Annotated in this window: 6 protein-coding genes; all 6 read right to left on the reverse strand. The window is 43.9% G+C overall.

Translation table 11 applies throughout. The features are described 5' to 3' along the window. Positions 1-3 precede the first annotated feature (3 nt). The 6 genes from GR929_RS07530 to GR929_RS07555 all read right to left on the reverse strand — a co-directional run bounded on the left by GR929_RS07530 (position 4) and on the right by GR929_RS07555 (position 14,011). Positions 4-1,101 carry a glycoside hydrolase family protein gene (locus GR929_RS07530; RefSeq protein WP_159518430.1) on the reverse strand — a complete coding sequence of 366 codons (1,098 nt, stop codon included), beginning with the start codon at positions 1,099-1,101 and terminating at the stop codon, positions 4-6. A 2-nt stretch (positions 1,102-1,103) separates the two neighbouring features. Continuing rightward, entirely contained in the window at positions 1,104-4,709 is a 3,606-nt protein-coding gene (locus tag GR929_RS07535; protein ID WP_201300928.1) for a DUF4450 domain-containing protein, read from the reverse strand. A gap of 111 nt (positions 4,710-4,820) precedes the next feature. Further along, positions 4,821-7,739, reverse strand: a complete 2,919-nt coding sequence (locus GR929_RS07540; protein WP_201300929.1) for a glycoside hydrolase family 2 protein — start codon at positions 7,737-7,739, stop codon at positions 4,821-4,823. A 17-nt stretch (positions 7,740-7,756) separates the two neighbouring features. Beyond that, positions 7,757-9,895, reverse strand: a complete 2,139-nt coding sequence (locus GR929_RS07545; protein ID WP_159518432.1) for a hypothetical protein — start codon at positions 9,893-9,895, stop codon at positions 7,757-7,759. A gap of 26 nt (positions 9,896-9,921) precedes the next feature. After that, entirely contained in the window at positions 9,922-12,789 is a 2,868-nt protein-coding gene (locus tag GR929_RS07550) for a glycosyl hydrolase (protein ID WP_159518434.1), read from the reverse strand. Between the two features lie 10 nt (positions 12,790-12,799). Then, positions 12,800-14,011 (reverse strand): oligogalacturonate lyase family protein, encoded by a 1,212-nt coding sequence (locus GR929_RS07555; RefSeq protein WP_159518436.1) that lies wholly within the window; start codon positions 14,009-14,011, stop codon positions 12,800-12,802. Positions 14,012-14,013 lie beyond the last annotated feature (2 nt).

The following is a 14,013-nucleotide window of genomic DNA, read 5'->3' on the forward strand; positions in this document are numbered from 1 at the left end:
GTTCTAAATTTTTGGTTCTATTTTAAATACAAATGGCGACGAAGTCATAAACTCCCCGCCCTGAGAAGTCACAAACAAATGCGTAGGATTTCCATTTTGAATCAATACTTGGGGGCGCTCAAACCGGCCATATTTACTCAGGTGTTTAGGTTTTGGAGCTTGGTCGATGTAATGAGAAACCCCCCAATAGCTAATCTTAGGCTCCGACCAATGAATACCATCATCCGATTCCAGAATGATACCAACCTCGTGATCAAAACGTCCCATGTCACGTGCGAGCATGTAAAACCGGTCATTCTCCATAAATACATTTCCATCCTCTAGTTGACGGTTATTTCCAAAGCTTGAATAATCAATAATGGGTTTGTCGGAATAACGCTTGTAAGGCCCTTCAAGTCGGTCGGAAATCGCCAAACCGTATTTCCGGTTGCCTCTAATTTTGGGATTCACCGGATGTTCATATTCTTCGGTGTTCCACGATTTATAATACAGCCAATACTGACCATTCGGATGTTTTATAAACGACGGATTGGAGGTGCAATGATCATCCCATGCTCCTTCCGGGCCAGTTTCCAACAAAGGTTGATCTGATCGTTTCCATGGGCCAGATAGTGAATCAGAAGTTGCCAAACCAATTCGCTTGGTATTGGTCCGTCGGTTTGAATTGCCCATGTAAAACAGACAATATTTCCCGTCAACAAACTGGATGTGCGGGTTATGGCAGGTAGTTCCGTCCCAATAACCTTCACCCCGTGGTGCCAAGATTGTTTCTATTTCTTGATACGGTCCGTCAACCTGATCGGCAACAGCATGTGCAATTTCCGACTGGCTAATCCAACCGCCCATTCCTTTATCCGAACTCCAACGGGAAAAGAAAACATGAAACTTTCCATCAGGTGCAACAATCGGACTGCAACCCCAAACATAATAACCTTCAAGCTCTAAAGTCCGTCCCAGCGGCTTTAAGCGTTCTGAGAAATCGGAGATGTACTTTTCATCATATTGATCCCCCTCAAAACCAGCCCAAGCTGACAGACCCGAAACAGACAATGCCGCTCCTGTTAGCATACTTTGCTGTATGAACTTGCGTCGATCGATCATATTTAATTTCGTTTTAAGGTTGCAGACATCAAGCCGATAACCACATCATTGGTGTTCGTCACCAATTTAAGCGAAACCAGTTCCTTACCCGGATTCAACGGCAAATCCAACAACGAAGCGGCCCCTCCTTCAATCTTGTTTGTACCATTCTTTCTCAGCACATCGTACGAATCGGAATGCCACTCTCCTGTTTTTAAATACAAGCGTGGCGGCTGCGGCGCATTTACCCGGAAAGCAAAACCATCTTCATAATAGTCCTGCTCAATCGGCCACCAATTATTGGGGCTTATAAGCGGTAACTCATCCGTTGATCCGTCCGCATATTCAACCTCAACCCAACCATTAGTCATGTTAATTTGCATATGATGCACCGATCCGGCCATAAGCAAATACAAGTGAGATGCTTTCCCGGCAAGCGGTATTTCAATCGAATCGGGATAATTGTCCCATTTTGAAGTGAACAGAATATTTTCAGTTTCGTCTCCCGGTGTTTGAAAAGGAATGCCCTTCGGTGATTCAATTCGGTTCGAGTTTTCTGCTTTTGACCGCAAGCCGGAATCGTCAATTTCTTCGGTTTCGCGATACGAACACCAGTCGCCAATTCCCTGTACCGGAATGCTCAATGTTGGATACGGTGAACGAGGCGAATAGTATTGTTCGTTGAAAATATGGGTTACCCGATCGTTAAACCGGGAGGTCAAGTCCACTATTTCATACTGAGCATCTTTATTGGCTTGAATATTCCAGTTGATCACATTTTCGAAATACTCGTGCTCTTTTCCAGTTAATTGGATTGAATTACTTCCAGAAATGAGGTACTCCTTTGAAACTGTTAACTCAGCTGAAACCGACCGCGCAGGAATGGTAACATCCCGAGTAAATGCACCAACAGTGCATGTTCCAATAAATTCATTATTTGTATTATTTCGAATTGCAAAAGTCAGTTTATCGTCTTTTTGATTTTCATCGTCAATGACTTCAATTGGCTTGCGTAGTTCAAATGACAAAGGCTGCCACCAAACCATTTCAGCCTGTTTGAGTTTGACGAAAGTAGTTCGCCAACCGAGCTCACCTTTTACCTTAGCAGACAAATTCGCTTGGTCATTTATCCATCCCTCCAAAACGTGTTGCGGATCATAAACATCAAGGATTTCAGCAGTTTCTGGTTGAACAGTCAGTTGATCACCAATGGCATAAAAATCATTCAGTTGGATCTGATCTATTTTTTCGCTGCCCCACTCTACTTCCAACTCAAAATCAGTTCCCTGAGAAGCGTTAATCGTAATTTTGGGATCTCCAATTGCTTCATCATTTGTCTTCCATTCAACTACTTGCCCATTCAATTTTACGGAGCGAATCTCAGCAGACTGCGCTTTTAGGATCAGATTTAACTGAACGGCACTCGGAAACTCAGAATTAATTCGATAGTGATCAATCCCACCTTCTCTTTTAAAATGAAGTTGAAGATCCGGTGTTTCTATTGAGGCATGATCCCAATCTGACGGCCACCCCGGCTCTACCGTTAATTGCTCATTGATGAGATCGGGCGAAATGCCAAATAAACCTTCCACCAACGCACGCGAAGCCATGGCAACCGGATCAGCAAAATCGCGGTACAATTCGCCACGAAAAGCATCATAATAAGAAAGCTGTCCGAAATTGCCCGGACTAGTTCCCAAAAACATATAATCAAGGAAACTACTTTTCGTCAGTTCAAAGGCTTCTTTGCTTCGGCCACTTTGCCAATAGGACAGCGCTGTGTGCAACACTTCAGCCAGCGCCACATTGTTGATTGACCACGTGTACGGCATCCAATTGGTCGTTGAGATGGTATAATATTTGTTTGCTTCCAAACCTTCAGCCTCAATTGGAATATGCGGAATACTTTTGTCGATGTACTCGGTAGCCTGATACGCTTGAAACGGATCGGCCAGACCTTCATCAATGGCATGATAAACCGTCCAAACCGCAGCTGATGGGTGCACCAGTTGATTACCCAATAAATCTTTATACTCGCCAAACCAGCCTTTTTCGGGTAGCCAGAGCTGCTGATCGACGGCTTTTTTTATTTTTTCTGACTCGGCCAAATAGGGAGCCGGATCTTTACCAATAAGAGGTGCTAACTCTGCCGCCACGCGATTTGCCCGGTAGTTGTAAGCTGACGAATGAGTGACTCCGCCGCCGCTGTACTGCAGGGCATCGCTCGCCCAAATACTGGCGTAAGCATCATAAAGCCCATCGTCGTTCGCATCAAAATTTCGTTTTTCCCAAGCCAGATGTCTTTCTAAAACAGGCCAGCTTTCGCTCAAAAAGTCTAAATCTCCGGTCCAACGAAAGTGCGACAACAATTGCGAAATAAACACCAGATTCATGTCGTAATGGTGAGGTTTGTTCTCATCTCCGGGCCGGCGACTAATGTAACCATCCGTGAATATTGCAGTTCCTTTTTCTTCCTTTTGTCGGGCCAAATGGGTTTCAGGATCAGGAGCCGACAAACCTGATTTTGGATTGGTGTACTGCGCTTTAAAATACCCCCGAAAATGAGTTTTTGCCCGGTCGTGCGAGCCCAGCCAATCGGCTGCATAAGCACCACGCCAGCCATTTAATGGCATCCGCCAGGCAATAGCTCCGTGCATAAACGACTTGCCATCCCAAACCGCATCGGCAGCTGTAGAAAGTGTTGCACCCACTGCATTGATGTACTTATCGGGTGTTTCTATTTTTATTTGCGAAGCAATCTTTTCACGTGCTGAATCAGCCTGATTAAATAATGCAGGTAATTCAGCATAATCAGGGCGGGCTTTTGTATCTGGATTGACGATGAAAAAGAATTCCTCGCTTCCATCTTCAACTTTCAACCGACCGGTTATTGCCGGTGCCTCTTCCTCTTCGGATTGAAAAAACTGCAAAGGACTTTCTTGTTGGGCTGCATCACTCAAACTGATTTCTGAGCCTTTAGGTATCAAGCCAAACAGACGCTTTTTCTCTTTTAAGCGAGTTTGTTCCTTTTCCTCCGGTGTTGGCAAATAGTTATTTTCATATACTTCATTGTCGGACAAGCTTCGACCCGAGCCATAATACAAATTGAATTGATTATCAGCAAAGAAGTATTCATTCGTGCTGCAATACTCAGGCTTCAAATAAAAGCTGGACTCCGGGTCAGCCCCCAAGTCGCCATCGCGTGAAAAGCGCTTTCCACTAGCACCCCCAAATGCCCAGAACAACTCAACATTGTCGGGCATGTTTTCGCCAACAACTTTTAGGATCATTCCATCAGCATCATCCAAGGCCAGTAGTTGCAATTTTAATTTGCCGCTTCTCAACATCGGATCTTCAATCTTATAACTCATGCTACCCGCTTCGTATCGGGCAACAATGGTTTCGGCATCAATCAGCCATTTTGACGAATCGGCCTGAATGAGTCCCAGACGCAGTGTACCTCCCATGCGAGGCATGTACAAGGCAAATTCGGGCAAGTCACCCGCGTCGACCCGAAAACCAGAATGAGAACCATACAAAGCCCGGTTAAACCGATGCGTTCCATTGGTAATCACAAAGCCCTTCCCATCGGGATGGTAGCGTAACTCGCGCTGTTGATTGTGCCACAAAACCGATTCTTTTTTCTCTGGCAGAGCCTGTTGACAGGCAACAAAAAAATTAAAACATGAAATGAAGCAAATATATAATTTCAATTTAAACACCATCAAATTCTTTTATACTTAGTTCTGTAATCCGAAATAGAAATACAAGGTTCTTTTCACTGGTTTTTCCATTACATTTAGCTCCCCGGCTGGTCCTAAATTCCAGGTGTCGTTACTGATTCCCATGGCCAGTTTTGTTCCAACGGGAGGAATACCATCCAAAAAGGAAATATTGCCAGTCGGCAGTTTCGGATAGTTTGTAGGTCCTGAAATTCCGTAGAAATCAAACAGGCGAACAAACAGATCATCTTCCTGTGCTACGACTGTAAATTTGCCATAGACCGTGTTGAATTCCATCCACGACACATCGGCGTAATAACCTTTAAATTGCGGATATTGCCAGTTGTTATCGCCGGGTAAAACATTATTGTACATGCGTTGGTAAACATCAATAATTCCACCTTGCAAGCGATTCTTCCAAACATGGCGAGGACCGTCACCCAACCACTTCGTGCTGATGATGTCAGACTCAGGAAAATCGAAACTTACTCCTGTAAATAGTTGCTTTCCTTCCACGTGATATTCATAGTCCATTTGCAGCCATCCACTATTGTACATGGTCCAAATAATATTTTTCAAATCGCCGGTGTAAATCATCTCCAATACATGTCCACCCTCAACCGAATGATGGTTAACATTGATCAACTCAGATTCTCCACTTACCATTACAGGTCCATTTCCGAATGGAAGCGACAAGCCAAAGTCATTCCCCAAATCTACAATTGTTCCATCCTTTGTACTGAAAGTAACCGAAATTCCGGAAGCTTTCATGGTGATGGTCGAATCGGCTTCAGTAACTTCAACCTTCGCACTCAATTCACCATTCCCCTTTTGTTCTTTAATTGGCAAGATGTTGTCTTCTTCAATCCCCTGAGCTTTGAGCTTTTTCAAATGCTCCTTTTCGTTCAAGCTCAATTCCTTTTCCACCAATTCTAAAACAGTATTCGTATTGCCATCAATTTTCCAGCTCCAGCAGAAAACCTCCTTGCCCTGGCGATCTAAAGCTCTGACATACAAGGCATCGTATTGCTGATACTCTTTCGGAAGCTCAAATGCAAGTTCTCCCTTTTCGGTTGCAGCAACATCTGGGCTGGTAATCATTCCGGCTTGCACAACCTCATGACCTGCTCCAAGGTCGGTGGGATTGGCAAAATTAACCAACTGCCAAACAAAGCGGCAATCGTTCAGGTTCGTAAAATGATAGCGGTTTTCAACAGGTATTTGTCCATTGAAAGTTTCCGGAAGTTTTTCCATTTCAATTTTAATCGGACTGAAAATCTCACGCATGGCATAAACACTGGCCTCTTTTTCGCGATGTGGTCCAACAACTCCATCGGGTGCATTGACGCGGTTGGCATCGATAAAACCATCGTAATCGGTGCGTACCAAACCTTCATCAGCCAGCACCCACAAAAAGCCTCCTGCCGAGCGCTTTGAATTCCAAAACAACTCCCAAAAGTCAGCTAGTCCGGCAGCCATTCCGCCGTCGTCCTGACCGTGCAAAAACTCAGTAGGCATGTAAATCAAACCTGCATCTAAAATACTTTTACTGCTATTATATTTTTCGTAGTGGTTACAGTCAATCCCGTTGTAATCGTTTCCCGGTTTGTGATGAGCATGAATCACCGGTCGATTCGACGGATCGTAAATGGCATAATCGTCATCCAGATCTTTATTTGTTCCTCCTTCGTTTCCGTTGCTCCAAAAAACAATGGATGGATGATTGACATCACGAATAACCATTTCGTGGACCAGCTTACTGCCCACTTCGGTATCGTACGAATTTTGCCACCCGGCCAACTCATCCAACACATACAGACCTAGTGAATCGCAATAATTCAGGAATGATTGATCCGGCGGATAGTGTGCGCACCGCACCGCATTCATGTTCATTTCCTTCATCAGCTGCACATCGTTTAAATCGATGGTTGCATTCACACTACGACCGGTTTCGGGCCAAAATACGTGGCGGTTAATTCCTTTGAATTTTACTTTTGTGCCATTAACAAAAACACCATCCCCTTCTCGAATTTCAATCGTTCGGAAACCGAATTTTTCAGAGGTTGTATATTTTGTTGTTTCACCGTCTTTCAAACTGACACGAACGGAGTATCGATTAGGAGTTTCGGAAGTCCAAAGCCGTGGATTGTCAACACGAGTAGAAAGAGTCAACAAAGAATCACTTGGCAACACCGGACTCTCGGTTGTGGCCACAACCCGGCCTGTCGCATCAATAATTTCGGCTGAAATAGTCAATCCTGCAGATTGTACTTCAGGAAATACGTCCATTGAGAATTGTCCATCGGCATCGGCAGCAATTGCTACCCGGTCGATAAACTCATCCGGAACTGCTTCGAGATACACCGGACGATAAATGCCTCCAAAAATCCAATAGTCGGCAAAACGCTCGGCACGATTTACCGAATGATTAGCTGACATTTTGTGCACGGTAACTTCCAGTTCATTTTCCTCGCCGACTTTCAGTTTGTCAGAAATATCGTATCGAAAACGATAAAAAGATCCTTGGTGGATTGGCCCTGCCAATTGGTCATTTATTTTCACTTCGGTATCGGTCATCGATCCTTCAAAAACGATAAACATTTTCTTCCCATCCCAATTTTCGGGAACTGAAAACTGATGCTTGTAAATACCTGTTTCGTCGGCAAATTTGAATTTCTTACCGTAAGTCCGGTAATCACGACCGTAGTCATATTCGCCAAAACCTTGTTGTTCCCAGTGCGATGGCACCTCAATGGTGGTCCAATAGCCGCTCTTGCGCCCCGCAGTGCAGAAAAAATCCCAGCTTACAGTATTTTCATTGTCAGTGCCCGACAGGTATTGAACATCTTTTGAAATTTCGGAACTTGTAGCAGTCGTAAAATTAAGCAGCAGTAAAACTACAAGACTCCAAATTGATTTCATTTTAAATTGCTTCATGTTGATTGATTATATTTTTAAAATACGGGAGTTATATTTTCCCATTTCACATTCCATTTTCCGTCCTTTGGAAATCCTGGATTTTCCGTTTCACAGCCTTCCCATCCGGCACACATCATTGCGACGGTGGCCAAGAAACCACCATTGCCCGGCAAATAAATACGCAAACGCGGACTTTGATAATTATGACCGTTTTTCAGGTAAGTATTTTTCTGAACATCTTTCAATAAGAATTCCAATGCTAAGTCAGGTTCACCCAAACGCACTGCAGCCATAGCCGACATGGGATAATCCCATCCCCACGTTGAAGGCCAGTCCCAGCGATCAGCAATTGTGTGCATCGTTTTCCGCATGACCTCGGGATCAAGCTTGTCCCAATCCGGCAAAATACCGTAAGCACCCAGCACCACCGGATGATCTTCCATCAGTTCCATCTCGTTATAGGATTCCGTTGCTCCTTCCATGCCAAGATAAACTCCATTCGCTTGATCCGGTGCAGCCAATTTCAGGCGAACATCTTCCCAAGTACTGTCTTTTTCAGCTCCTAAGCGCTCTTTCCATTCCTGAGCTTTAGTCAATCCCCAATACCAATAAGCCAATTCAAAAGGGGGGTTGTAAGTTGCTTCGCGAGGCCAATGCTCTTGCGCCGGAATAAGCGGAGGTGCCAAATCATATTGTTGCTTTTCGTCGTTCCATCGTGGAAAATCGGCCATAAATTCAGCCGTCGCAAAAATCAGGTCTTTATATTTGTCAAGCGTTTCTGCAGTTGGATTTGCCTGATAGATTTGCTCGGCAAACCAAATAATGTGAGGCTGCTGCCAAATTAAATACGAGCCAACCGACGAAGGACTATTTTCGTTATCAGGCCCGAGCATTTTTTGCCAGCGCACGCCTTTGTAACCTTGATCAATTGACGTTTGGCGGGCATTCTTGTATAGTTCGTTGTAGTAATCCAACTGCGTCAACATGTATTCAGGACGTTGCCAGTTGGCAAAATGTGCAATGTGCCACCAGTGCATTTCAAGGTGATATTTACCATACCAGCTATTGTAGGTTAAACCTGTTTCAGCAGGAGGTAGTGACCCTGAACTCTGCACTTTGATGAGGTATTGCGACAAAATAGTCCGACGTTCAATTTCTTTCGCCCGAGGGTCGGTACAGGCTGAAAAATCAACCGCTCCGCCACTTTGCCAAAAGCGTTCCCATGTCTGTTGGTTATTTAATTTTGTAGCTTCGAAATCAGCTGTTTTTTCATCTCCTATTTCCGGAGCAAACAAGCAAACAAACTCCAGCGACGAACCATCTTTTACCTGAAGTTCGTATTGATGTTCAGCTGTTTTCTCAATGGCCGCGTCGCCTTTCCAATCAATCGCAACCTGGTAATGATCGTTGTCCAACGTACGATTGATCAAGACTTCATTATCACTTACTTTTGAAAGAACAGACTGATGTTTTTCAGGTGAATCATAATCGTAGCCCTGATGAAAAGACTTAGCAGCTCCTGCTGAGAATTTCCAGCTAACAGCCAACTGACCTTTCGCAATCAAAGGCGATTCAATGTGTGCTGCAATTTCATCCTTTTCCTGATGGCAATAAACTTCAACAGAAACAGGTTCTCCATCAAATTGAAAATGACTGGTAATTTTTCCGGTCCACATATCCAATTCGTGGGTCGCATTTTCAATGTCATCGAGTGTCGCCTGATTGCCTTCAGAATCAGTCAGCACCAAACCAATCATACCCAAATGCAAGCGATGTGGATTTTCGCGAAAATAATTACACGCTGCATTCGCTCGCGGGTCGTCTTTTATTTGGTGACGATATGGTACCTGACGACCGTCAACCTCCCAATACTTCAATGTTTCAGAACGATCGTAGCCTTCGGTATTTGGATTGGTATGCCATCCCCAGTTCGACTGCGTTCCCAGTGTTACCCCGTTTTCATATTCCTTATAAAAGGTTTGCAAACCCGTTAAATCGGTTGTAAAGGCAAATTCGCCATTCCCAACAGACAATGTTGCCAACGAATCGAATCCTTGCACCTGAACATTGTTGCGGGTAACCACTGCTTTTCGATCAATTTTTTGTGGTTGTTTTGCCGATTGACAAGCAACCATAAAAACAACTGCAAACGCCAAAAATATTTTGCTTTTCATTATTTGAATGTTTTTGTTGGTTATACTTACTTCAGTTCTTTTATTTGAATAGCAGATAAACTCACAGGCCCAACTAAACCAGATGGCAGAGGACTCCAATGTGCAGCGGTGAACAAACCATCATCGCCTACATTTTCACGCGAGTGTGCTGCGAAGTTAATGTTATAGAATTTTTTGTAGTTGACTCCCCGTTTGTCCATATCAATCATCCGATTGGCCATCAAGTTAGTCACTTTCAACTCCAGCTCATTATTGTCTTTTATCAAGCTTGAATCAATTTCAAGTTGAAATTCCGGTCCGACAAGCGTTCCTAACGATTCACCATTTAAATACACAACTGCTGATTCATGTACTTCTCCCAGATTGAGCAAGAAAGCTTGAGCATCAGCATCAGGCTTTGCAAATGACGTTTTATAACTTGCTGTTCCCGAGAATTTTTCCAATTCATCCGACTTCATAGTCCACGAACCTAACTGGTTTGTTGTGTATGTCTCTGGCAAACTTGGACCTCCTTTTTCAAATGTCACCGTCCAGTCTCCATCCAAAACCGTTTGTTGAGCCGGCGCATCCCAAATAGGATATTCTTCCAACTCAACAGCTGATGGATACCACTGCAAAATCAGAGATTCTCCGGGTTGAAGTTGCAGATATACTTTTGATTGAGAGTCATTGGTTTTTTGAACTGCGGCAGTTCCCATTTTTTCATGCATCGGATCAAACCAAACAGCAGTCTGCCCTGATGATTGAACCGTCACCCACTGATCTATCGGTTGACCACTCCAGTTTGAAATAAAGTAGCAAGTTCCTTCTGCGCGATTTACCCGATTCACCCACAGACCAAGCTCGGCCATCGCTTCAGGATAAATATTAGTCGCAGACATCAGCTCCTCAACATGTTTCCCTTTCAACACTTTTCCGTTACCAAGGGCGCTTTCCAAAACTCCGTCATTCATTTCAAACTCCAGGGAGCTAACAAGCTGCTCATAATTATCCTGACGTTTTTTCAAATCAGCCAGTCCCGGCACATCAACCGGCAAGTGTTCCTGCACAACAATATTTGCTCCGGCAGCTGCCAATTCCAAAATTTTCTCCATTGTTGCAACTGGCATGTATTCACAAGCCGGGATGAGGATGGTTTTATAGTTTGCGCCAGGCGATTTTATCAGCTGATTCTCTGTCTCTAATTTCTGAATTTGCTTGTCTGAAATATAATCGAACGAGTAGCCTTTTGCCAGCAACATTTCACTTAATTCCTTGGTCAACGGCTCAACAGGTTTTCCGAAATGAGGTAACATACTTCGTCCTTTTTCCGACCAGGTATCATAAATCGGAAAATACAGCAAAATGTCGTTTGCCGGAGCTGACTTTTGCATGAACGACTGGCAACGGGTGATGTATTCATTCACGGTCTTTAAATCAGTCCACCAGGTATTGGTTGGTGCAAAGTGAACTGCAGCATAGAACTGCCACCCCGGCCACTCTTCGGCTTGAGGTGAATACGGAGTACCATGATAGACGATGTGGTTTACCCCATGAGAAAGATACCGATCCAAATTTTCTTTAACTTTTGACAAATTAGACAGAAAGTGCTCATCAAGCCAGGTTGCTGCTTCGCAAGCAATTAACGGCTTTCCCGACACATGTCCAGCCGATGTTGCCATTTTTATACGCATGGGGCTGGTTCCTTCTGTTTCCGGAATATCACTCGCCTCGTATAAATCCAGGATATTTGCCGGTGAACCATGTGCCTGGTTACGAATGCCGGCTCCGTGCTTTTTCGCCCAATCAGCCCAAACTACGGTAAAACGATCCAACAACAAATCGGAAATCGTTTCGCGATAGTCACACAACACGCGGCTATTCATTTCTTCGGAATCGTTACCAAACAAAGCAGGTAAATTTTCTTTCAGATCATAACCTCGACGATTTTGAAACTCTTCAAAAAACAAGCTTGTCCAATTGGATTCTCCGCGGGCATCATCTACTTCGTACGAGTCATTAAAAAACGCCCGTAGACTACTGATATCAACATCAGTCGACTGATCATCAAAATCTTTTAAGAAATTCAAAGTTGCTTCTTCAGAAAAATGATCAATTACATTTCCTTCTCCTCCCTGACCAGCACGTTCCACCATTTTGCCATGCCAACCTTCAAAAACGGCATACAGTTTCCATGTTCCTGCGGGAGCCTCCCAGTTAAGCGTTCCATCTTCAGAAACGTTGTCCGTAAGTTCTATTGTTTTACCGGCATCGTTATACGCCATCAATGTTTGCAATGGTAGCGGCTTTTCAAACCGAATCTGATCCAAAGCTAACTCCTGTAGGTTTTTATTCGAGCTAATTGGAAACTTCACATCTTTAATATCAACCCGATGTCCAACCGCTCGAATCAATGGCTCTTGAATATACTCGATTTTTTCTTTTAACCGCTGTCCTTCTTTCAAACGATATTGCTTGAATTGTAAATTTTTACACGCATCATCAGCTTGCACCCACTGACCACCAAAGGGCCAACCTGAAGCATTCGCCAAATCTATTCCCAAGTCCAAACGTTGTGCTTCTTCCAGCGTATGCTCAAACGCTTTCATCCACTCATCCGACTGAAAAACCAAGGATTCATCCTCATAACCTTTCACGCCATAAATCGGCGTAATTTCCAATCCTCCAATACCATTCGCCTGAATCTCTTCCATATTGGCCGTAAGTTCTGAATCGTTTACAGCGCTACCATGCCACCACCAGCGAGTCCACGGTTTGGTCTCGTTTGTTGTTTCAGGCCATTTTGGCTCTGAAATCGACTGCTCAGCGTTACAAGCAATAAGGCTTATTAGCACGAAGCAGCTAACAAGGGTTTTAAAATTGTACATCGTATGTATTCGTTTAGTTGATTTCATAAGTTTCCATTTATTTTGAAGGGCTGATTTCAACGGCATAGATATCTGAATGCCCTTCGAAATTCGCCCGAAAGATGATCCATTTGCCATCGGGAGAAAAATGGACATTCGGTTCCAGATCGTAATCATGATGTTGCATGTTCACCAGTTTTTCTGAACGAAAATGATCTCCTTCAGGATGAAAGAGATAGATCCATTGGCCATCTTCGGCTTTTGCCACCTGACCGGGATCGCCGCCATCGCCGGCAAACAGTTTTTGATCGGGCGAAATGGTAAAGTGAATCGACCATTCGTCGCGAGTGAGGGAATATCTTTTTTCTTCCAGCGTGTTCACATCTACGCCACTTAAAAAGAAGGTGATGCTTCGTGGCATCTGCAAATCGAACCAAATGCGTTTTCCTTCCGGCCCAAAGAATTCATGTCCGGCAATCTCCATCTCCATGGTTCGTTTGTGCATTAACTGAGGCTCTCCTCCGTTGATATTAATTGTCCAAATCCGATTGACTTTGTGCCAGGGTCCTTCGTGGCAAAACATAAGTAATTCCGGATCAGTTGGAGAAAACTGAATATGATTTAGCCAGGCATTCTCGGAATAGATCTTTTTAAAATCGCCACTTTCAACATCTATTGTAAAGAGTGATCGTCTTAAGCGTGCTTCGTAAATTAGATTAAAATAGTCGTGTTTTTTGGGATTTTGACGAAAAAGCTCCCGTTCCTTTGGCGAGCTGACAGCTCCTGCCAATAAGGTTTCATCGGCATTTAAAGTCGTGATGTGCGCCTTAATACTGTCGGGAAAAACATAAACCAAACGAGTCTCCTTATCCTCAACACCTGTTGCGAAAACGCTATCGCCACATTGGTAAAATACTTGTCGACTTTGATTAGCAACAATTTCACCGGAAACACCTTTTTTATTCGTGATCTGCTGAGTTTCTTTGTTTTTTAAATCGACTGCAAACAGCTGCCTTTCTCCATCGACAGTCCCGTAGAAAATCATCTTTTCATTTTCTGTATCCGTTGCCGGCAAAAACGGATTGTTATGAAAATAGAAGCTTCTGTTGTCTCCATCACGCGGAGTCAGATGAATTAGCTTATGCCCGGTATCTTTATCAATCCAAGCATCGGGCATGGGTGAATTGGCTCCAGTTTCGAGAACCGGAAGCTTGGGAGTGCAAGCCATGCATCCCCCAAACAGCGCGAATAGTAAAATTAGTTTCGTCATGG

It is taken from the genome of Sunxiuqinia indica (assembly GCF_009847015.1).
GTDB classification, from domain to species: Bacteria; Bacteroidota; Bacteroidia; order Bacteroidales; family Prolixibacteraceae; genus Sunxiuqinia; species Sunxiuqinia indica.

Bases quoted from the DNA above. Each gene is read 5' to 3' on its own strand.
- GR929_RS07530 (WP_159518430.1), bottom strand. From the start codon at position 1,101: ATGATCGATCGACGCAAGTTCATACAGCAAAGTATGCTAACAGGAGCG.
- GR929_RS07540 (WP_201300929.1), bottom strand. From the start codon at position 7,739: ATGAAGCAATTTAAAATGAAATCAATTTGGAGTCTTGTAGTTTTACTG.
- GR929_RS07545 (WP_159518432.1), bottom strand. From the start codon at position 9,895: ATGAAAAGCAAAATATTTTTGGCGTTTGCAGTTGTTTTTATGGTTGCT.
- GR929_RS07550 (WP_159518434.1), bottom strand. From the start codon at position 12,789: ATGAAATCAACTAAACGAATACATACGATGTACAATTTTAAAACCCTT.
- GR929_RS07555 (WP_159518436.1), bottom strand. From the start codon at position 14,011: ATGACGAAACTAATTTTACTATTCGCGCTGTTTGGGGGATGCATGGCT.